The 19,317-nt window shown below is 70.9% G+C and carries 18 protein-coding genes; 8 read left to right on the top strand and 10 right to left on the bottom strand.

Features of this window, described 5'->3' with window-relative positions; translation table 11 throughout:
• On the top strand, positions 1 to 2,043 hold the full coding sequence (locus tag EXE46_RS07715) for an ATP-binding protein (protein ID WP_137687842.1): 2,043 nt from the start codon (positions 1 to 3) through the stop codon (positions 2,041 to 2,043).
• A gap of 70 nt (positions 2,044 to 2,113) precedes the next feature.
• On the opposite strand, the gene EXE46_RS07710 is transcribed toward EXE46_RS07715, so the two are convergent.
• Together EXE46_RS07710 and EXE46_RS07705 are read right to left on the bottom strand one after the other, a co-directional pair.
• The gene (locus EXE46_RS07710; RefSeq protein WP_137687841.1) at positions 2,114 to 4,612 is read right to left on the bottom strand and encodes a DUF2309 domain-containing protein; all 2,499 of its coding nucleotides are present in this window, start codon (positions 4,610 to 4,612) and stop codon (positions 2,114 to 2,116) included.
• The gene (locus EXE46_RS07705) at positions 4,602 to 6,083 is read right to left on the bottom strand and encodes a proton-conducting transporter membrane subunit (RefSeq protein ID WP_137687840.1); all 1,482 of its coding nucleotides are present in this window, start codon (positions 6,081 to 6,083) and stop codon (positions 4,602 to 4,604) included. Before EXE46_RS07705 ends, EXE46_RS07710 begins: the two co-directional genes overlap by 11 nt.
• 278 nt (positions 6,084 to 6,361) lie before the next feature.
• Here EXE46_RS07705 and EXE46_RS07700 point away from each other — a divergent pair, with 278 nt between their 5' ends.
• Positions 6,362 to 7,378: an amidohydrolase family protein gene (locus EXE46_RS07700; RefSeq protein WP_137687839.1), complete on the top strand. Its 1,017-nt coding sequence runs from the start codon at positions 6,362 to 6,364 to the stop codon at positions 7,376 to 7,378.
• Between the two features lie 56 nt (positions 7,379 to 7,434).
• Here the strand turns inward: EXE46_RS07700 and EXE46_RS07695 are convergent, their stop codons facing one another.
• Positions 7,435 to 7,917 (bottom strand): Lrp/AsnC family transcriptional regulator, encoded by a 483-nt coding sequence (locus EXE46_RS07695; protein WP_137687838.1) that lies wholly within the window; start codon positions 7,915 to 7,917, stop codon positions 7,435 to 7,437.
• 153 nt (positions 7,918 to 8,070) lie between these two features.
• Between EXE46_RS07695 and EXE46_RS07690 the strand changes: the two genes are divergently transcribed.
• The 5 genes from EXE46_RS07690 to EXE46_RS07670 all read left to right on the top strand — a co-directional run bounded on the left by EXE46_RS07690 (position 8,071) and on the right by EXE46_RS07670 (position 10,136).
• On the top strand, positions 8,071 to 8,469 hold the full coding sequence (locus EXE46_RS07690; RefSeq protein WP_137687837.1) for a thioesterase family protein: 399 nt from the start codon (positions 8,071 to 8,073) through the stop codon (positions 8,467 to 8,469).
• A 101-nt stretch (positions 8,470 to 8,570) separates the two neighbouring features.
• A complete protein-coding gene (locus EXE46_RS07685) occupies positions 8,571 to 8,810 on the top strand; it encodes a glutaredoxin (RefSeq protein WP_137687836.1) in 240 nt (79 codons plus the stop codon).
• Positions 8,807 to 9,340: a cob(I)yrinic acid a,c-diamide adenosyltransferase gene (locus EXE46_RS07680; protein WP_137687835.1), complete on the top strand. Its 534-nt coding sequence runs from the start codon at positions 8,807 to 8,809 to the stop codon at positions 9,338 to 9,340. The genes EXE46_RS07685 and EXE46_RS07680 overlap by 4 nt, the downstream gene beginning before the upstream one ends.
• A gap of 47 nt (positions 9,341 to 9,387) precedes the next feature.
• Positions 9,388 to 9,714 (top strand): cupin domain-containing protein, encoded by a 327-nt coding sequence (locus EXE46_RS07675; protein WP_137687834.1) that lies wholly within the window; start codon positions 9,388 to 9,390, stop codon positions 9,712 to 9,714.
• Positions 9,714 to 10,136 (top strand): rhodanese-like domain-containing protein, encoded by a 423-nt coding sequence (locus EXE46_RS07670; protein WP_137687833.1) that lies wholly within the window; start codon positions 9,714 to 9,716, stop codon positions 10,134 to 10,136. Before EXE46_RS07675 ends, EXE46_RS07670 begins: the two co-directional genes overlap by 1 nt.
• A 26-nt stretch (positions 10,137 to 10,162) precedes the next feature.
• Here the strand turns inward: EXE46_RS07670 and EXE46_RS07665 are convergent, their stop codons facing one another.
• The 4 genes from EXE46_RS07665 to EXE46_RS07650 all read right to left on the bottom strand — a co-directional run bounded on the left by EXE46_RS07665 (position 10,163) and on the right by EXE46_RS07650 (position 14,670).
• Entirely contained in the window at positions 10,163 to 11,071 is a 909-nt protein-coding gene (locus EXE46_RS07665; RefSeq protein ID WP_137687832.1) for a Vms1/Ankzf1 family peptidyl-tRNA hydrolase, read from the bottom strand.
• Positions 11,072 to 11,603: 532 nt separating this feature from the next.
• Complete coding sequence (locus EXE46_RS07660; RefSeq protein ID WP_137687858.1) at positions 11,604 to 11,948, bottom strand: DUF5802 family protein; 345 nt, start codon at positions 11,946 to 11,948, stop codon at positions 11,604 to 11,606.
• Between the two features lie 474 nt (positions 11,949 to 12,422).
• Complete coding sequence (locus EXE46_RS07655; protein ID WP_137687831.1) at positions 12,423 to 13,340, bottom strand: decarboxylating 6-phosphogluconate dehydrogenase; 918 nt, start codon at positions 13,338 to 13,340, stop codon at positions 12,423 to 12,425.
• Positions 13,341 to 13,437: 97 nt separating this feature from the next.
• Complete coding sequence (locus EXE46_RS07650; RefSeq protein ID WP_137687830.1) at positions 13,438 to 14,670, bottom strand: threonine synthase; 1,233 nt, start codon at positions 14,668 to 14,670, stop codon at positions 13,438 to 13,440.
• A gap of 242 nt (positions 14,671 to 14,912) precedes the next feature.
• Between EXE46_RS07650 and EXE46_RS07645 the strand changes: the two genes are divergently transcribed.
• The gene (locus tag EXE46_RS07645; protein WP_137687829.1) at positions 14,913 to 15,734 is read left to right on the top strand and encodes a helix-turn-helix domain-containing protein; all 822 of its coding nucleotides are present in this window, start codon (positions 14,913 to 14,915) and stop codon (positions 15,732 to 15,734) included.
• Between the two features lie 27 nt (positions 15,735 to 15,761).
• Here the strand turns inward: EXE46_RS07645 and gcvPB are convergent, their stop codons facing one another.
• The 3 genes from gcvPB to gcvH all read right to left on the bottom strand — a co-directional run bounded on the left by gcvPB (position 15,762) and on the right by gcvH (position 19,165).
• Positions 15,762 to 17,192 (bottom strand): aminomethyl-transferring glycine dehydrogenase subunit GcvPB, encoded by a 1,431-nt coding sequence (gene gcvPB / locus EXE46_RS07640; protein WP_137687828.1) that lies wholly within the window; start codon positions 17,190 to 17,192, stop codon positions 15,762 to 15,764.
• Position 17,193: 1 nt separating this feature from the next.
• Positions 17,194 to 18,570: a glycine dehydrogenase gene (locus tag EXE46_RS07635; RefSeq protein ID WP_137687827.1), complete on the bottom strand. Its 1,377-nt coding sequence runs from the start codon at positions 18,568 to 18,570 to the stop codon at positions 17,194 to 17,196.
• A 211-nt stretch (positions 18,571 to 18,781) separates the two neighbouring features.
• The gene (gcvH, locus tag EXE46_RS07630) at positions 18,782 to 19,165 is read right to left on the bottom strand and encodes a glycine cleavage system protein GcvH (RefSeq protein ID WP_137687826.1); all 384 of its coding nucleotides are present in this window, start codon (positions 19,163 to 19,165) and stop codon (positions 18,782 to 18,784) included.
• Positions 19,166 to 19,317 lie beyond the last annotated feature (152 nt).

The raw sequence follows: 19,317 nt of genomic DNA, 5'->3' as shown, positions 1-19,317 counted from the left end.
ATGGAGGACGACACCGACGCGGTCGATCTCGGCGCACTGCCCCGGTGGAGCGAACGCCTGATCGATCGTCTCGACGACGAGTACGGCATCAAAACGGGCGATCTCGCCGATCGGAACTTCTCCGACGGTCGGCCGCCGCGGTGGCTTCGGGGGGGCCCGACGGACGGCGGCGGAGATGCCCCCGATTGGATACAGAGCTTCTGTCTCGACGCAGACCCGGCGGTTCGGCGCCTCTGGGTCGAGGAGGGGTTCCTCTCGACGGACCCCCCGTGGCTCGAAACCCTCGTCACCGGAGACGAGGCGGACGTCGCTCGGGTGTTCCTGCTCACCGGTAACGTCGACGACTACGCCTTTTCTCCGGACTCCGGCTACCTCCCCGCCATCGACCGAATCGAGGAGAACGCCGCGAAACGCAAAGACTGGGTGATCCGCTACTCGCTGTCGAACGGGTTCGAGCGGCCGGTCAGAGGTGAGGCGACGCCCGACGACGACCCGTCGCCGTTCGACGACCTTGAGATCGATCCGAACGGGGGCGACGCGGCGACGCGGACGAGAAGCCCTCAGGAAGCGCTCGACGGCGACGTTCGCGTGATGGAGGAGCTGCTGGAACGGTCCTACGACGGCGGGATCGCACTGATCGTCGACAACCTCCATCTCCTCTCACCGCCGGATTCCGCGAACGTGAACCAGAACGTCGTGACCGACGCGATAAAGCGGTGGGCGCGGTCGCCGTCGATGTTCCAGAGCGAGAACCAAGTCGTCTTACTGGCGGGCTCGTCGGAGGGATTGACGCGCGACCTCCGGTCGGCCTCCAGCCACTTCGAGACGATCGACGTACCCCGTCCGGAAGACCGCGGCGATCGGCTCAAGTTCCTCGCGGCGCTGTACGCCGGGGCCCGGGTGGTCCCGATGAGCGGCATCCGCCTCGACGGGGCCACGAGGCCGCGCTTCGAAGACCGGTTCGGGTCCGGAATCGCGGAGCAGCTCCGCACGCTCGCCGAGCGGACGTCGGGGCTGAACCTGGTCGGGTTAGAGAACCTCGTACTCCGGATCAACGCGGACGAGGAACAGCGGTTCACCACGGAGTACGTCAAGCGCGCCAAACGCGACCAGTTGGCCCAGGAGAGCGGCGGCATTCTCGAGGTGTCCGAACCGGACCCGGGCGTCGACCCGGAGTCCGCCTTCGAGGGAGTCGGCGGGCTCGACGCGGTCAAAGAGCGACTGATCCGAATCAGCGACCTGATGGAGCGGGCCGGCTCCTCCGAGACGGTCCGTCGATCGCTGCCGAGCGGACTCCTCTTCCTTGGCCCCCCCGGAACGGGGAAAACCCTCGTCGCCCGAGCGTTTGCGAACGCCTGCGGCGTCAACTTCGCGGAGCTGGGCAACATCCGTTCGATGTACGTCGGCGAGTCGGAGCGAAACCTCTCCCGGGCGCTCGATCTGATCCGATCGCTGACCCCGGTGGTCGTGTTCATGGACGAGATCGATCAGACCATGGGTCGACGGGGAGGCGGCGACGACAGTGGCGTGGATCGGCGGCTGTTCGCGCGGATCCTCCAGTTCATGTCCGATCCAGAGCTGGACGGACAGGTGATCTGGATCGCCGCGAGCAACGAACCGACGCACATCGATCCGGCGCTCAAGCGAGCCGGACGGTTCGACCTCACGGTGCCGTTCGTGCGTCCCGACACCGAGGGGCGCCGCTCGATCCTGCGCGTTCACCTCCGCGACCGCAACGCGAGCGTCGACCTCTCGGCGGCCGACTGGGAGTGGCTCCTCGACCGGACCGCGGGGTTCACCGGTGCCGAACTCGAACGCGTCGCGAAGGAGGCCGTCTGGACGGAACTGTCCGTCGGCGGGGAGACGGAAAACGTCTCCGTCGACGGCGATTCGGTCCGAGCGGCGCTATCGGCGTACAGTCCCCCGGCGAACCGCCGCGAGTTCCGGCGGATGGAAGACGACGCGCTCGTCGAGGTGACGTCCGTCGACATGCTCACGGAGTCGCAGCGGGAGCGGCGCGAGCGACTCGTGAACGGAGAGTAGCCTCCGCGCCGTTCGCCGGCTCCGCAGACCGCCACCGCGTCGGCGGAGCGGTTGCGAGTCGAACCTCGACTCAGTCGTCGGCGACGGCGGGCGCTTTCCGCGGCTCCGAGCGCGCGTCCGTTCTCTCGGGCGTCGGCGCCCACGCCAGTTCCTCCTCGTACTCGAAGGCGCGGTGATCTCGCGTCGGGTCGACGACCGTCAGGGAGAGCCAGTCGTTGTCCAGCAGGCCGGTCACCGCCTCGTTGTCTGCCAGAATCTCCGTGACGCGGTCGACCGGCGCGTGGACGACCGTGGAGAGCCGGAGGGGCTGGTGGTACGGGGTGTCGGCGTCGGCCATGAGCGACTGGAGCGGAAGGCCAGTCATCAGGTCGCCGCCGTTGCCCTGGTAGACGCCGACGTTTCCGACCGGGTTGTGGGTCACCTTCGACCCGCTGCCGTACGCCGCGTTATCAACCGTCGAGAAGTAGTACTGCGCGTTGATCCACTGCGTGACGACCATCGGCCCGGTCAGGATCGCTTCGAGCGCGTCGCCGTCCGGGTCGGTCTCCCAGTCGTACGAGTGGAGGAACGCACGCCCGTCCAGGTCGAGGTCGCTCGTCAGTCCGCGGGGACCGACGACGAAGCCGGCGTTGCCCGCCAACCCCCATTCGGGGCGCGTCTCGGCCCAGTCGCCCGCGCGGCGCTCGGTCTCGCGAACGCCCGACGAGCCGTCGGCGCCCATCGACTCGGCGCGCTCGGCGGCGGCGCCCTCGCGCGCGGCGTCGAGGTCCGCGCGCAGCCGTTCGAGGTCCGCGGCGTGCGAGTCGGGCACGTCGCCGTCGTACAGTTCGATCTCGTCGGTCGTCGTGTTGTGTTCGGCGGCGAGGAAGACGGTGTCGTCGGGCACGTCGATACCGCGCTCGTCCAGCCCCGCCCTGACCGCGGGGTCGTTACAGATCGCGGCGAGGACGCGGGCGTTCGGGCCGCCCGGGTTGCCGGCGCAGGCGCCGCAGTCGAGGCTGGAGTCGTAGGGGTTGTTCGCCGTCTCGGCCGCGTGGCCGGTGAAGACGACGAGCCGACCGAACGCCTCCCACCCCATCAGCTCGAACGCCGTCGCGGCGTACTCCACCTTCTCGTCGCGAGTCATCCCCGCCGGGAGCCCCTCTCCGGCGCCGTCGTGGTCGTGGACCCCCGGCTCGCAGAACTCGTGGTCCCCGGGCACCGCGTCGTCGGCTCCGTCGAGTAGGTCGTACACGCGGCCGGGGACGAGCGTGCGCGCGGCGAGTGCGAGGCCGTACCCGCTCCCGGACCCCTCGACGAAGCTGAACGCGGTGGCGGGGTTCGAGCGCAGCGTCTCGACGACCTCGCCGGCGGCCTCGCGGAGGCTCGCCAAGCGGTCGCGGCTCGCCCGCCCGTCGTCGTCGGTCGGGACCTCCGAGACGCGGTGTTCCGGGTCGATGATCGGCGGGCAGGCGTCGACGGAGACGTCGGCGTCGTATCCCCGGTACTCCATCGGCACGCCGAAGAATCCCGCGTAGCCGTGCGTCTCGTAGTCGCCGGTCGCCTCGACGTGCCGGCGGATCACCTCCGAGCGCGTGTCGATACAGAAGACCAGCTGTGCGTCCGGACGCCCGGACGCGCCGCCGTCGGCGCGGGCGCCGTCGCGCGCCTCGCTCTCGGCCGCGACCCGCTCGACGAGTTCGTCGCGGTACGTGGCCTCCCACGCGCTCAGGAACGCGTCGGCGATCTCGTCGCTCGGCTCGATCGCGGGGCCGTCGGGCTCGCTCGGCGGCGCGACGTCGACGCCGAAGGCGTCCGCCAGCGCGAGCCGGGCCGCGAGGTACCCCTCCAGCGTGATCGGGTACGCGGACTGCCACGCGCCGCCGTCGTCCGCGCGCTGCTTGAGCAACCCGGTCCACCCGGGGAGGGCGGCGAACTGCGCCTCGAAGACGGACTGCCACTCCCCCCCGGGATACGGCGCCAGCGCGGTCTCGATCGCCTCGATCGGCGACCCCGGGAGATCGCCCGCGAGCCCTTCGTCGGGTATCTCGTCGTCGTACGGGGCCACCGACCGGAACGCGTCGTAGAACCCCGCTTCGCGGTTCGGCATCGACCACTCGGCTTGCCCCTCGTCGAGGAACGCGGACAGCCACTTCGTCAGCACGCGGTCGACGCGCTCGGCGTCAGAGTCCGGACTCTCGGGGCCGTCGGCGGACCGCTCCGCCTCGGCGCCCGCCAGCCGCTCCAGCAGGGCTTCTGGGTCGGCCTCGTACCCCCGGTCGGTCAGCTCCGCGTCGAGCAGGTCGGGGTCGATCCGCCCCTCGTCGAGGGCCGTGCGGAAGGTCGCCGCGCGCGGGTAGCCGCGGCCGCCGAGGAGGTCGGCCGCCTCGGTCACGGCCTCGTCGAACGGCCGGTCCTCGAACCCGGAGAGCGGGTTCGCGGTCACGAACGAGTGGACCGGCCAGACCGACCCGACCGCGGTCGCGGCCGCCTCGACGGCGTCTCCGACGGCGTGTGTCTCGGCTTCGATAGCGTCTGGGTCGTCTCCGACGGCGTGTGTCTCGGCTTCGGTGGCGGGTTCAGTGTTCATTGTACTCCTCCGTGGCGGTTAACACGGTGTTCGGATCGGGTTGTCCGGCGTTCAGGAGGGCGACGTAGAGGCGCTCGCTCCGCTCGTGGACGCCGGTCTCGATCGCGACGTACGCGGCGAGGAAGGCGACGGCGACGAGCGCGTGGAGCGCGGTCAGTTCGGTCGGCGCGGAGACGACCGGGAGCCCGGAGAGCACCCCCGAGACCCCCCTGTACGCGAGCGCGTACACCGCGATCGCCGGGAGCGCGACCAGCGGGACCGCGCCGTAGCGGGTCGCCCTCGACAGCGCGGTCTGCCGGACGGCGCTCCGGGCCGCGTGGAGGGTCGTGAGCGTCACGAACCCCGCGAGCAGCAGCCCGCTGTCGACGCTCGTCCCCTTCCCCGTCAGGAGCGCGAACGTCGCGCCGCCCGCGAGCCCGGTCAGCAGTACGACCGCCGCGCCGGCGACGCTCGTCTCCCCCGACTCGTGTTCCGTCGGGGCCGTGTGCTCGACCTCGTCGCCCGCGCTCAGGAAGTGGTACGCCTTGTAGAAGCCGTGTAGGATCAGGTGCGTGACGGCGGCGGCGAAGAAGCCGAGCCCGGCCTGGACGATCATGAAGCCCATCTGTCCGATCGTCGAGCAGCCCAGCTCCCCCTTGACGTCCGACCGGACGGTTTTGAGCAGCTTCCCGGCCAGCGCGCTCACGGCGCCGACGACCACGATACCGAGCATGAGCGCGGTCTCGACCGTCACGACGGGCGCGAAGCGGGTCAGCAGAATACCGCCCGCGTTGACGAACCCGGCGTGCATCAGCGCCGACGCCGGGGTGGGTGCGGTCATCGAGGAGAGCAGCCAGCCGTGGAACGGGATGAGCGCCGACTGGATCATCGCCGCGAGGACGAGCGCCCCGCCGGCGACGAGCAGCGCGGGGCCGCCGAGAGAGTCGGCGCTCGCCGCGATCCCGGCGATCGTCGTCGCGTCGGTCGCCGCCCACAGCGCGACCAGCGCGACCCCGAGGAGCGCGCTGCTGGCGAGGAAGTGCCGGCGGGCGACGCTCGCGGCGGCGCGAGCCTGCGGCCAGCCGTCGACGGTCCCGATGAGCCGGGCCATCAGGAGTCCCATCGCCAGCCAGCAGCACCAGAACAGCGCCACGTGGTCGGCGGCGGCGAGCGCCATCACGGCGAGCGTGAACGCGAAGACGCCGCCGAAGAAGTCGGTCTCGTGGGCGCTCCCGGCCATGTACCGGCGCGAGTAGCTGTGAACGATCCCGCTGAAGAACGTGACCACGACCCACAGCAGGACGGTCAGTCCGTCGACGGCGATCACGCCCGGCACCTCCCACGCCCCGTCGAGTCGGACTCGGGCGACGAGGGCGACGACGCTCGCGGCGAACAGCGTCCACGCGAGCCGCGTTAGTGCGACGGGGACGGACGACGAGTCCGCCGTCTCCCGGAGCGCTCCGACCGTCGGCTTCGAGGTGCGTCCTGACATCGTTCGAGCGACCACACGACCGGCATCGCGGTTCGGACGGCCAGCAGATCCGCTTCCGGTCGTTGTCTACGCGTTTTGAGAACGTAACGTCTATTAAATCTGTTTGTATTCACAATCTGTTCGCAAATACCACATTATAGAACATTATGGTTATCTCGATCACCGGCCGGAATGCTGAGAGACGGCGTTCGCGGGGACTGCTGTTTTCGGGAGGCCCCTCGCGCCGTTCGGCGTCCCGACTCAGGAAGCACTATCGTCCCCGAGTTCGGAGGGCCGGTATGCGAGAACTCTCTGGGACCGTCCTCGTCGGGGAGTCGTTCGAGCCCGTCCGCGGGCGCGTCGTCGTCGAGGACGGGCGGATCGACGCCGTCGAGGAGACGGCCACCGACTCGACCGACATCGTGTTGCCGGCGTTCGTCAACGCGCACACCCACCTCGGGGACTCCGTCGCGAAGGAGGCGGCGGTCGGCCTCTCGCTCGACGAGGCGGTCGCGCCGCCGGACAGCCTGAAACACCGACGGCTGGCGGCCGCCGACCGCGACGAGCTGGTGTCGGCGATGCGGCGAACGCTCCGGTTCATGCGGCGGACCGGGACGGTTTCGACGCTCGACTTCCGCGAGTCGGGGCCTCCCGGGGCGCGGGCGCTCCGCGAGGCCGCGGTCGACACCGGCGTCGAGCCGTTCGTCTTCGGCAGCGACGACCCGTCCGTCCTCGACGTCGCCGACGGGTACGGCGCCTCCGGCGCCAACGACGACGACTTCGCCGCGGAACGCGCCGCCTGCGAGGAGCGGGGCGTCCCCTTCGCGATCCACGCCGGCGAGCCGGACGCGACCGACATCCACCCGGCGCTCGATCTGGACCCCGACCTGCTCGTTCACATGGTCCACGCCGAGCGGGAGCACTTGGAGCGCGTCGCGGACGGGTCCGTCCCGATCGCGGTCTGCCCGCGCGCGAACGCGGTCCTCGACGTGGGGACGCCGCCGATACGGGAGCTGCTCGACCACACGACCGTCGCGCTCGGCACCGACAACGTCATGCTGAACGGGCCGTCGATGTTCCGCGAGATGGCGACCGCGGCGAAGCGGTTCGACGTGAGCGACCGGGAGGTGTTGCGGATGGCGACCGCCGCGGGCGCCGAGATCGCTGACCTCGACTGCGGCGTGATCGAACCGGGTCGGCGCGCGGCCCTCCTCGTCCTCGACGGCGACTCGGACAACCTCGCCGGCTCGGTCGACCCGGTAAGCGCCGTCGTCAGGCGCGCGACCGGACTGGACGTCGAGCGAGTCGTGGGATAGTCGTCATCGCCGTGGGGTAGTCGTCCTGCTCGCGAGGTAGTCGTCCCCCTCGCGAGTTACTCGTCCTCCTCGTGACGCTCGGCGTCGAACTTCCCGAAGGGGGTCGTCTCGTGGGTCCGCACGAGGACCTCGTCGGCGACGGTAACCCCCAGATCGAGGAGCGCCTGCGCCACGGGCGTGATGTCGTCGTCCGACTCGCCGACGACCGTCACGAGGAGGTTCTGCTCGCCGGTGACCAGCTCCTGGACCGACACGACGCCGTCGATGTCGAGGATGTCGGGGATGAGTTCGCCACGCTCGGGTATCGACGCGGTGCAGTAGAGCAGCATCCGGAGGGGGTACCCCGACCGCTGGTAGTCGACGCTGGCGCTGTACCCCTTGATCACGCCGTCGGATTCGAGCCGCTGAATCCGCTTGCGGACGGTGCTGTCCGAGGTGCCGGTCCGCTCCGCGATGTCCCCGGACGACGTGTTTCGGGCGTCCTCCTGTAGCGCGTACAGGATCGCGCTGTCGACGTCGTCGATCGCGCCGTTGTCCATACCTCTGTGGTAGAGCCGTGGCGGATTTATACGTTTTCGAGGTCGCCGCGTTCGCGGTACCGGCCTCGTCCACGGTTCCGGTCGCGTCCGCGCTTCCGGCCGCGGTCGCCCCGATCCCGACGCCTACATACGATCCCCGCCAGTGGGTCGGGTATGGGTACGTACACCGCGGAGATCGACGTGCGGTTCCGCGACATCGACGCGATGGGTCACGTCAACAACGCCGTCTACGCGACGTACATCGAGCAGGCGCGGGCGCAGTACTTCCGCGACATACTCGACGCGGACCTCATGCGGTCGTCGACCGTGCTGGCGTCGATCTCGATCGACTTCCGACGCTCGGTCGAGCTGTCCGACCGCGAGGTCACCGTCACCGTCGACGTGGCGGAGCTCGGCCGGTCGAGCGCGACGATGACCCACGAGGTCCGCGTCGGCGGCGCGGTCGCCGCGGAGGCCGAGGCGACGCTCGTCTCGCTGGACCCGGAGACGGGCGAGCCGGCGCCGCTCCCCGAGGACCACCGGACGGAGATGGAGTCGTACCACGACCTGTGAGGCGGTCGGCGGAGACGACTGTCGGTGGAGGCGACCGTCGCCGAGGCGTCCGAACCGCACCGGACGCACACCTTCTTGACGGCGCGGACGGATCGATCGGTATGAGCGTTCGACTGTACGCCCTCGACGGGTGTCCGTGGTGCGAGAAGGCGGCCGACGCCCTGGACGACGCGGGCGTCGAGTACGAGACGGAGTGGGTCGACGCGCTCCACTCCGACCGGAACGAGGTCAAGCGAGTGAGCGGCCAGCGCGGCGTCCCGGTCCTCGTCGACGAGGAGCGCGGCGTGACGATGGCCGAGAGCGCGAACATCGTCGAGTACGTCGAGAGGACCCTCGCATGAGCATCTACACCGGCCGCGGCGACGAGGGCGAGACCGACCTCCGGGACATGAGCCGGGTGTCGAAGTCGAGCCACCGCATCGAGGCGTACGGCACCGTCGACGAGGCGAACGCGCTGCTCGGCACGGTTCGCCCGACGGGCCACGACGACGTCGACGACCTGCTGGAGACGATCCAGAACCACCTCCACGTCGTTCAGGCGGACCTCGCCAACCCGGACCCCGATCCGGAGGACCCACAGGTCGAGAGCGGCCACACCGACCTGCTCGAAGAGCGCATCGACGCGTTCGACGAGGAGCTGGAGCCGCTGCGGTCGTTCGTCCTCCCCGGCGGGGGCGAGGCGGGGGCCGCGCTCCACCACGCGCGCGCCGTGGTCCGGCGGGCGGAGCGCCGGGTCGTCGACCTCGCGCGCTCAGAGCCGATAAACGAGGCCGTCGTCACCTATCTCAACCGGCTCTCCGACCTCCTCTTCACTCTCGGTCGGGTCGCCAACGCGCGCGACGGCGAGCCCGAGGAGTCGCCGTCGTACTGAGTCGCCCCGAGCGCGCGACTTTTCACGCTTCCGCGCGAGGTGTGGGTATGACGCTCGACAGCTACGCGGCGGCGGTCGCCGGGCTCGACCCGGCCCCCGGCGAGGTCGAGACGGCGGAGCTCGTCGTCACCGACGACGTGCTCGTGAAGGCGTTCGTCCTCGGCCCGGACGCGACGGTCGACCCCCACGAACACGCCGACGCGACGAACGTGTTCCACGTGCTCGAAGGCGAACCGACCGTGGTCCGCGACGACGAGGAAGCGGCGCTCGCGGCGCCCGCAGTCGTGTACAACGAGCGTGGCGCGGTCCACGGCGCCCGCAACGACACCGACGACCGAGCCGTGCTCACGGCCAGCATCGCCCCGCTCAACTGATGGACGGCGAAATCGACCCCGAGGAGCTGTCGGCGCTGTTAGACGAGCGCGAGGGCTCCACCGACGGCCCCGACGATGCCGACCGCGCCGCCGCCGGATCGCTTCGAATCGTCGACATCCGCGACCGGCGCGCGTTCGACCGCGGCCACCTCCCCGACAGCGAGTGTATCCCCTTCCCGGAGCTGACGAGCCGAGTCGCCGAGCTGGAAGGCGCCGACCGGATCGTCACCGTCTGCCCGCACGGCGTCGCCAGTCAGCAGGCGGCGCAGCTGATCGGCAGCTACGAGGGCACGCAGAGCGCTCGCGTCGAGAGCCTCCGCGGCGGCGTCGAGGCGTGGGAGCGGGATGTCGGCGAGCTGACGGAGACGCCCGCGTCCGACGGCGACGGCGGAGACGACGAGGGCCTCGAGTCACCGTTCTGACGCCGGCCGACAGTCTTCGAGTCGGCTCAGATCGCGCGGACCCGGACCGTCCAGAAGTCTCGGAACGCGTCCGCGAGCGCCGCCTCCGGCTTCCCGGTGGCGTCGGAGACGTCGGTGACGTCGGCGCTGTCGCGGACGCGGCCGAGGACGCTGCGCTCGCCGACGGCGATTACACGGTCGACGTCGGCCGCGTCGGCCGCGTCCGCGAGCGCCTCGATCGCCCGGTCGAGGTGGTCGTCGATCTGCCCCTCGCGCCGGCGCTCGAAGCGCCCCTGCGAGAAGCCGCCCTTCGAGTGGGCCTCCTTCACGTCGGTCGTGAACCCCTCGAACGCGACCCGCTCGCCGTCCTCGTAGGTGCCGACGGCGAAGGTGTTAGACCGCACCAGCGCGAACGCGAATCGGCCGGTCGGGCGGAACCACGCGTCGTCGAGCCGGAAGCGGTCGCTCCACCGGTCGAACGGCTCGGGTTCTATCGGCGGCGTCAGCGCGGCGCTCACCGCGCCGGTGTCGTCGGCGAGGACGACCGCGGGGGCGGCGCGTCGGACCAGCTCCGTGCGGTCGCCGAACCAGTCCGAGACCGCCGCCGGGACCGAGTCGGCGTCCGGGACGTACGCCGTGAGCAGCCCCTCGGGATCGTCGCTCTCGACGCGCCGAAAGCGATCGAGCGCGTCCGCCAGTTTCGGCCCCCGGAGGTCGCTCACGCGTCGGAACTCGACCGACTCTTCGGTCCCCTCGGCGCGCTCCAGTCGCTCCTCCAGCGACTCGATCCGGTGTTCGAGCTCGTTGACGCGCTCCTCGGCGCGCTGGCGGTCGGCGACCGCATCCGAGCGGCGCTCCTCCTCGGCCTCGGCGCGGCGTTCGAGGTGGCGCTTCTCCTCTTCGAGCTCCTCGATCCGCTCTTTCAGCTCGGCGCGCCCGAGCAGCCTGTCGATCATACCCGAACGGCGCTCGCCCGCGACCTAAAAGGTGCGTCTGCGGGCGTGACGAACGCGAGAGTATTCACAAGTAACTGCCGGTGCGGTGGCGCGCGCCTGCGAGCGGCCGCCTTCGGCGGCCGCGAGGAGCGCGTGCGAGGGAGCGGTGAGCGCTCGAAGAGCGCGAACCGCGAGGCTGGGGAGGCGTGAGGTGCGGTCGCTGTGCTGGGCGGGACTCGAAGGGGCAGCCGCGAGGCGGGCGCAGGTGACGCGAGCACCGCAGGAACGAGCGAAGCGAGTGACGAGGAGGGCGGCGAACGTGCGCCCGCCTCGCGGCTGGGGCTTCGGCGGTGTTCGTGACGATCGGCAGTTTATAAGTGGAAACAGTATCGTACGGCCGAGCGACTGGGGCTTCGGGCGTGTTCGACGGCGATTCGCTGTCAGTTGTTTATAACCAAGCAGCTTGGGTGTCGGTGATGTCTCCTCTTGAAGGCCAGCAACTCGTTTATAAAGAGTAACTACAGCGAACCGGAAACACGGCGTTTCACTCGTACTACGCGTTCACGAACGGCTCCCACCCTTCCCAGCGCAACAACTTCTCCGCGCGGTCCGCGTCCGCCAGCAGCACGTTCCGGCGGTCCGGGAGCGTCTCGTCGGCGAGTTCCTGCGGGATCGCGAGCGTGCCGCTGGGTACGTCGTCGTCGCCGCCCACCGGGATGTGGCCGCCGTCGACTTTCATGACGAGGGGGGCGTCGAGTCGCTCGACGCCCTCGCCGTCCGCGTACAGCTGCTCGTTGACGTGTTCGTGGTCCGCCCGCTGGATGACGGCGCGCTCGCCGCCGTGGGGCTCCACGTACAGTTCCCCCAGGTAGTAGCCGCTCGAGAATCGCTCGAACATTCTATGCGTGGTATCCTCTACCACGACCGTACATAAGTGTTTCTCGGACGTGATTGACCGTGATAATCGGGACGAGAAGCGTCCAATGGAACAGTTCATCGGACGCCGTGTTCAGTACTTCATCCGAACTGTCCGGGAAAACAAACCCTGTATAACTGGCTGAGCGACACGAACACCGCCGAAGCCCCAGTCGCGACGGCTCGCGCGCCTTGCTGCGCGCCGCACTCACTCCGTTCGTGCGGTGCTAGCTGCGGCGTGCTTCGCCCTCGCGACTGCCCCTTCGAATCCCACCCGACCGCGACCGCACAGCACCTCACGCCTCCCCAGCCTCGTTGGAGCGGCGCGTGAGCGCGCCGCTCCGACTCCCTCGCGCGATGCTGCTCGGCCGCGAGGCGGCCTCACAGGCACGCGCCACCGAATCGCGGATCGGACGTTTCTCTCGGTGTGTCGAACAAACGCCGTTTCGACGCGAGTTTACTCGCCGTCGCGCCGCGCGACCTCGTGCCGCCCGAACCCGTACCGGAGCCGGTTCGCGAGTCGCCGCGAGAAGCGCCCCTCGTTGCGGGAGTCGAACCGCTCCGCGAGCGCCTGGTAGATGATCGGGACCGGCACCTCCTGTTCGAGCGCCTCCTCGACGGTCCACGTGCCCGTCGAGCCGCCGGCGACGTGGTCCGCCACGTCGCCCAGGTCGCTTCCCTCCTCGCGGAACGCCTCCTCGCACAGCTCTAGGAGCCACGACCGGATCACGGCGCCGTTGTTCCAGGTGCGCGCGACGGACTCCATGTCGAGGTCGTAGCGCCCGTCGGCGAGCAGTTCGAACCCCTCGCCGTACGCCTGCATCAGCGCGTACTCGACGCCGTTGTGGACCATCTTCACGTAGTGGCCCGACCCGGACTCGCCCATGCGGTCGTGGCCGTCGGGGCCGGTCGCGACCGCGTCGAACACCGGCACGAACTCCTCGTACGCCCACGCCGGGCCGCCGACCATCAGCGAGAAGCCCGCTTCGGCGCTCGCGGGGCCGCCGGAGGTGCCGCAGTCGAGGTACGCCGCGTCCGTCGCCTCGGCGCGCCGGACGGACTCCTCGAAGTGCGAGTTGCCGCCGTCGACGACGACGTCCTCGGCGTCGAGGTGCGGCTCCAACTCGTCGAGCGTGGCGTCGACCGCGTCGCCCGCGGGCACCATCAGCCAGATGCGCTTGCCGTCCTCTCCCCCGGACCCGTCCAACCGGTCGCAGAGGTCGGCCACCGAGTCGGCCGGATCCGCGCCGTTCTCGGCCGCCTGCGCGGTCGCCTCCGCCGAGAGGTCGAACGCGACCACGTCGTGGCCCGCCTCCAGCGACCGGTTCGCGACGATCTGTCCCATCCGCCCGAGTCCGATGACGCCGAGTTCCATGCGCGAGGGGTCGCGACCGCCCGCCGTAGTGGTTCCGATCCGGTCCCTCTCCCGCCGGCGGAACCCCGACTTCGCGCGACTACTCGGCTTCGCGCGACTACTCGGCGGCGTCGGCGTCCGCCTCGCGCTCGCCGAGGTGCGCGCGCAGCGAGTCCACGTCCTTGTTCCCCGCGCCGGTGTTGAGCAGGACGACCGTGTCGTCCGGGCCGAACTCGCCGGACGCCGCGAGCGCGAACGCCCCCGACACCGCGGCCGCGCAGGTCGCGCCCACCTCCAGCCCCTCCGTGCGCGCGACGTCGATCGCGGCGTCGAGGATCTCCCGGTCGGTCGTCGCCACCGCGCCGCCGTCCGACTCGCGGACCGCCTCCAAGATGAGCCGGCTCGCGCCGGGGTCCGGGATCGCGATCCCGTTACACGCCGTGTCGACCTCGGCGTCGTCGAGCGGCTCGTGCTCGTCCGCGCCCGCCTCGTAGGCGTCGACGACCGGGGCACAGCCCGCCGCCTGCGCGGCGTACATCGGGACCAGCCCGTCCGTCCATCCCAGCTTCTCCGCCTCCTGGGCCGCCTTGTGCATCCCCACCAGCCCGACGCCGCCGCCGGTCGGGTAGACGACGCCGTCCGGGACCTCCCAGTCGAGCTGCGCCAGCAGCTCCAGCGCCATCGTCTTCTTCCCCTCGTGGCGGTACGGCGTGACGAACGTCTTCGTCGAGTACCACTCGGGGTTCGCCTCCATCGCCTCGGCGTACGCGGCGCCCGCGTCACCGATCTGCGAGTTGCCGCCGACGGGGTCGGTGACGGTGAGGTCCGCGCCGTGGACCTCCGTCATCGCCTTCTGGGTGAACCCCGCCCGCGACGGGAGGAACACGTGCGCGTCGAGGTCCGCCCGCGCCGCGTACGCCGCGGCCGCCTGTCCGGCGTTGCCCGCGCTGTTCAGCGCGACCTCGCTCGCGCCGTGTTCGCGCGCGGCCGTCATCGCGGCCGCCTGCCCGCGGTCCTTGAACGTCCCCGTCGGGTTCGCCCCCTCGTCTTTCAGGAGGACGCGGCCGACGCCCATCGCGTCCGCGAGCGACGGACACTCCACGAGCGGCGTGGCGCCCTCGCCGAGCGACACCGCCGTCTCGGCCGGGAAGGGGAGCAGCTCCTCGTACCGCCACATCGACCCGTCGGGCCGGGCGTCGAGCGTCTCCGGGGCGAGGTCGATCCGGTCGTAGTCGTAGTCGGGGTCTAAGATCCCGTCGCAGTCGGGACAGCGGTGCGTCGCCGCCTCCGCGTCGAACGTCTCCCCGCAGTCGACGCAGGTCAGCCCGATGAACGCGTCCGTCGTCTCCATGCGACCGCGCTCGTGCGCCGGGAACTTCGGTGCTGCGGTCGCGGTACCCTCCGTGTCCCGGTCGCGGTACAGCCGGTACCGTGCCCGCGACGGTCCGCGGTTCCTTCCAGCCCTCGGGGTACTTAGGTTCGAAACGTATGAAGCAGTGCGCCGAGGGGCGCCGAGGACGTACCCTCACGGGAGATGCGCGTATCAGCGACCGTCTGGACGGCCGGGCCGCGTGGAACGCCGGGGTGGAAGCGATGAGCCGGACGGAGTTTCGGTTGGACCTCCCGGGGGGGTCGTGGCTCGGCGACGCCTCGCGGAGCGTTCCGTCGGCGACGCTCCGGGTTACGGAGACGATCGCGCTCGACGGCGACGCCCGAGAGTCGGCCGACGGCGCCGACGCGGACGCGGCGGCGACCGTGCTCGTCGGCGGCGCCGACAGGGACCGCGTCGAGGAAGCGCTCCGCGACCACGAGGGCGTCGCTCGCGCGACGTCGATCGAGCGCCGCGGCGACGGGCACGTGCTTCGGGTCGTCGGGCGCGCTCCCGCGTACCTCCCGGCGGCGCGGGCGGTCGGGCTCCCGGTAGCGTCGACGGTCGAGGTCGCCGACGGCCGGGCGACGGTGACGGTCGTCGGCGACCGGGACCGGATCGAGGCGTTCGGGCGCCGGCTCGCCGGCGACGGGGTGACGGTCGGCGTCGCCGCGGCCGGGGTCGACGAGCCGGAGCGGACGCTCACGGAAGCGCAGCGCGACCTGGTCTTCGAGGCGGTCCGAAAGGGGTACTACGACACGCCGCGCCGGTGTACGCTCACGGAGCTGGCCGAGGCGGACGGGATCGCGAAGTCGACGTGTAGCGAGACGCTCCACCGCGCCGAGGGACGGGTGATGCGGCGGTTCGTCGACGGCGGGGCCCCGGTTTCGACGTCCGACACCGGCGAGGCCGATCCCGGCGAGACGGGCGCGCTCGACGAGGAGGAGTTCGACGCGGACGAGCTCGACGCGGCCGGTTCGGCCACCGACGACCTCGACGCGGTCGACGGCGAAGAACCGGCCCGGTCCGCCCCGACCGAGCCGTGACGCCGCCTGCCGAGGCGGGCCGGTCGCCTACTCCTCGCCGAGCGCCTGCCACGAGAGCCGCGGGTTCCGGGCGGCGCCGACCTGATCGATCCGGCTCGCGGCGGTCCGGTTCGGGGCGGCGTCCAGCGCCTCGTCGGTGTCGGCGTACGCGAGGTTGAACGCCGCCGCGAGGTCGTCGAGCGACGACTGCCCCTCGATCTCGGTGGGTTCGGTCAGCATCGCCTCCGGCACCATCTCCGGCCACTTCGTCGTCGGCGGGTGGACGCCGAAGTCGAGCATCCGCTTCGCGACGTCGGCCGCGTCGCGGTCGCCCGCGGTTGCCGCGAACTCGTGGTGGAACGGACCGAAGGGTACGTCGAGGTCGATCCGCTCGGCGAGGTAGTTCGCGTTGAGGACGGCCTTCGCGGCCGCGTCCGCGAGCCCCTCGTCGCCGAGGCGGGCGACGTACGCGTACGCCTTGATCAGCACCAGCCAGTTCCCGGTGAAGCCGTGAACCTTTCCGATGGTGTGTTCCGGCTCGAACCGCTCGTACCCCTTCCCGCCGTTCGTCTCTCTGACGCGGGGCGACGGGAGGAACGGCGCCAGCTCGTCGACGACGCCGACCGGCCCGGCGCCGGGACCGCCGCCGCCGTGGGGGGTCGCGAACGTCTTGTGGACGTTGTAGTGCATCACGTCGAATCCCATGTCTCCGGGGCGCCCACGGCCGAGCAGCGCGTTGAGGTTCGCGCCGTCGTAGTAGAGCAGTCCGCCGGCGTCGTGGACGATGTCGGCGATCTCGGTGATGTCGCGCTCGAAGAGCCCCACCGTGTTCGGGTTCGTGAGCATGAGCGCGGCCGTCTCGTCGCCGACGGCCGCCTCCAGCGCCTCTAGGTCGACGCGGCCGTCCTCGCCGGAGGGCAGCTCGACCACGTCGTAGCCGGCGGTCGCGGCGGTCGCGAAGTTCGTCCCGTGGGCCGACGCCGGGATCACGACCTCCGAGCGGTCGTTGCCGTGGTGTTCGTGGTACGCCTTCGCGACGAGGATCCCCGTGAGCTCGCCGGCGGCGCCCGCGGGCGGCTGGAGCGTGACGGCGTCCATTCCCCCGATGTCGGCGAGGACCTCCTGGAGCCGATACTGGAGTTCGAGGTTCCCCTGCGCGGAGCGCGCGGAGCGGTCGGGGTGGATCGCCGCGTTCGGATCGGCCGCCACGTCCTCGGTGAACTTGGGGTTGTACTTCATCGTACAGCTCCCCAGCGGGTACGGCCCCGAGTCGATCGCCCAGTTCATCTGCGAGAGCCGGGTGTAGTGGCGCGCCGTCTCCGGCTCCGAGGGGTTCGGCAGCGTCAGCTCCTCGCGGGTGAGGTCGTCGGGCAGCGGCGAGTCCTCGCGCACGTCGACGGTCTCTTGCCCCTTCTCCGAGAGCAGCGGCTCCCGGACGTGCTCGCCCTCCCGCTCGTAGTTCGCTTGGTCGTGGATCATCTCACAGCACCCCCTCTAAGGCCTCGACGAGAGCGTCCGTCTTCCCGGCGTTCAGGTCGGTGACGCACACCTGAAGCAGGTGCTCGCCGATCGCGTGGACCGCGAATCCCTCGGCCTCCAACTCGGCCGCGATCGCCTCGGCCGGCTGGTCGACGCGCACCGCGAACTCGCGGAAGTGGTGGCGGTCGTGGACGGGCGCGGCCGCGCCGGAGAGATCGTCGATCCGGTCGGCGAGCGCCGCAGCCTCGCGGACGCAGTCGTTCGCGAGGTCGACGAGCCCGTCCGGGCCGAGCGTCGCCGCGTGGATCGCCGCGCGGAGCGCGACCCACGCTTGATTCGTACAGATGTTCGAGGTGGCGCGCTCCTTGCGGATGTGCTGCTCGCGCGTCTGGAGCGTCAGGGTGTACGCGCGGGTACCCCCGGCGTCGGCGGCGTCGCCGCCTCCGTCTCGCGCCGCCTCCGGCGGCGCGCGCTCCTCGCTCGCGCCGACGAGCCGACCGGGGACCTGCCGCAGGAAGTCGTCGCGGCAGGCGAAGATCCCCAGTCCCATCCCGTACGCGGTCGGGAGGCCGAGCGCGCCCGACTCGCCGACGACGACGTCGGCCCCGACCTCGGCCGGCGATTCGAGGACCGACAGCGCGACGACGTCCGAGCCGAGCGTAAACAGCGCGTCCGTCTCGTCCGCTATCTCGCCGACCGCCGCGAGCCGCGCTTCGATACAGCCCCGCACCGTCGGGCTCTCGGCGTACACCATGACGACGTCGTCGCCCGCGCGGTCGGCGAGCGCGTCGACGTCGGCCGTCCCGTCGGCCATCGGGTACGTCTCGACGCGCAGGTCGGCGCCGTCGCAGTAGTTCTCCAGCACCGCCCGCTTCCCCTCCCGGAGCTGTTCGGGGACGAGGACGACGTCGCCCGAGGCCGACCGGACCCGGTCGGCGAGCGTCGCCGCCTCGCCGAGCGCGGTCGCGGCGTCGTACATCGAGCAGTTCGCGACGTCGAGGCCGGTGAGCTCGACCAGCATCGACTGGTACTCGAAGAGCGCTTGGAGGAACCCCTGCGACACCTCCGGCTGGTACTGGGTGTAGCTCGTGAGGAACTCCGCGCGGTCCGCGAGGTGGTCGACGACGCTCGGCACGTAGTGGCCGTAGTGACCTCGCCCGAGGAACTCGGTGAGGTCGTCGTTCCGCGCGAAGATCCGCGCACACTCGTCGCGGATCTCGCGTTCGGTCCGCCCGTCGATGCCGAAGTCGCCGTCGAAGGCGACCGGGTCGGGAATGTCGAACAGCGACTCCTCGTCGGCGACGCCGATCGCCGCCAGCATCGCTTCGGTCTCCTCGTCGGTGTGGGGGGCGTACGGCGTGCCGTTCGCCCGGCTCATCTGGTCTCTCCTCCGCGTCCGCGGGCCGTCGGTCGGCCGTCGGTCGGTGCTCGGTTCGCGGCTCGTCGGTCGGAACGTGGCGGTGTCATGATCGGGTCCGGTGTCGGCAGTGTGTCGTCGAATCCGGTCGGCCGTGCGGTCGCTGCGGTCGCGTCGAACGCCCGCGGGCACGCAGAGGGGCCGCGGTCGCGTTCACGTCGAACCGGCGCAGTCAGGCGATCTGGTCGTCGTACGCGTCGGCGTCGAGCAGCCCCTCGGCGTCGCCGCCCTCGGTCGGGTCGACCTCGAGCATCCACCCCTCGCCGTACGGGTCCTCGTTGACGAGCTCCGGGCGGTCGAACAGCTCCTCGTTGACCGCGACGACCTCGCCCGAGACCGGTGCGTACAGGTCCGAGACGGCCTTGATCGACTCGACGACGCCGAACGACTCGCCGGCGGCGATCTCGTCGCCGACCGCGGGCAGTTCGACGAACACCACGTCGCCCAGTTCGTCCTGCGCGAAGTCGGAGACGCCGATTCGAACGGTGTCACCGCCGGTCGTCGCCCACTCGTGCGATTCCAGGTACCGTCTGTCGTCGGGAACGTCGAAGCTCATTGGTCAGAGTCGCCGCGGTCCGCTCGGGTTCCGGCCCGCGACACGTGTGAATCACCCTTCTGACGACGAGGAAATAAAAGGTGTGTTCGCGGCGGTCGCGCCGACGGACGCGCGACGGAGCGCGGGCCGGAGCCCGTTCCGTCGGTCGCGTC

It is taken from the genome of Halorubrum sp. GN11_10-6_MGM (assembly GCF_005435165.1).
In the GTDB taxonomy this organism is placed as follows: domain Archaea; phylum Halobacteriota; class Halobacteria; order Halobacteriales; family Haloferacaceae; genus Halorubrum.
Note: the sequence above shows the minus strand (reverse complement) of the source record. Positions and strands in the feature narration are given on the sequence as shown.

Coding starts and splice junctions, on each gene's coding strand:
- EXE46_RS07715 (WP_137687842.1), top strand. CDS start 1: ATGGAGGACGACACCGACGCGGTCGATCTCGGCGCACTGCCCCGGTGG.
- EXE46_RS07710 (WP_137687841.1), bottom strand. CDS start 4,612: ATGAACACTGAACCCGCCACCGAAGCCGAGACACACGCCGTCGGAGAC.
- EXE46_RS07705 (WP_137687840.1), bottom strand. CDS start 6,083: ATGTCAGGACGCACCTCGAAGCCGACGGTCGGAGCGCTCCGGGAGACG.
- EXE46_RS07700 (WP_137687839.1), top strand. CDS start 6,362: ATGCGAGAACTCTCTGGGACCGTCCTCGTCGGGGAGTCGTTCGAGCCC.
- EXE46_RS07695 (WP_137687838.1), bottom strand. CDS start 7,917: ATGGACAACGGCGCGATCGACGACGTCGACAGCGCGATCCTGTACGCG.
- EXE46_RS07690 (WP_137687837.1), top strand. CDS start 8,071: ATGGGTACGTACACCGCGGAGATCGACGTGCGGTTCCGCGACATCGAC.
- EXE46_RS07685 (WP_137687836.1), top strand. CDS start 8,571: ATGAGCGTTCGACTGTACGCCCTCGACGGGTGTCCGTGGTGCGAGAAG.
- EXE46_RS07680 (WP_137687835.1), top strand. CDS start 8,807: ATGAGCATCTACACCGGCCGCGGCGACGAGGGCGAGACCGACCTCCGG.
- EXE46_RS07675 (WP_137687834.1), top strand. CDS start 9,388: ATGACGCTCGACAGCTACGCGGCGGCGGTCGCCGGGCTCGACCCGGCC.
- EXE46_RS07670 (WP_137687833.1), top strand. CDS start 9,714: ATGGACGGCGAAATCGACCCCGAGGAGCTGTCGGCGCTGTTAGACGAG.
- EXE46_RS07665 (WP_137687832.1), bottom strand. CDS start 11,071: ATGATCGACAGGCTGCTCGGGCGCGCCGAGCTGAAAGAGCGGATCGAG.
- EXE46_RS07660 (WP_137687858.1), bottom strand. CDS start 11,948: ATGTTCGAGCGATTCTCGAGCGGCTACTACCTGGGGGAACTGTACGTG.
- EXE46_RS07655 (WP_137687831.1), bottom strand. CDS start 13,340: ATGGAACTCGGCGTCATCGGACTCGGGCGGATGGGACAGATCGTCGCG.
- EXE46_RS07650 (WP_137687830.1), bottom strand. CDS start 14,670: ATGGAGACGACGGACGCGTTCATCGGGCTGACCTGCGTCGACTGCGGG.
- EXE46_RS07645 (WP_137687829.1), top strand. CDS start 14,913: ATGAGCCGGACGGAGTTTCGGTTGGACCTCCCGGGGGGGTCGTGGCTC.
- gcvPB (WP_137687828.1), bottom strand. CDS start 17,192: ATGATCCACGACCAAGCGAACTACGAGCGGGAGGGCGAGCACGTCCGG.
- EXE46_RS07635 (WP_137687827.1), bottom strand. CDS start 18,570: ATGAGCCGGGCGAACGGCACGCCGTACGCCCCCCACACCGACGAGGAG.
- gcvH (WP_137687826.1), bottom strand. CDS start 19,165: ATGAGCTTCGACGTTCCCGACGACAGACGGTACCTGGAATCGCACGAG.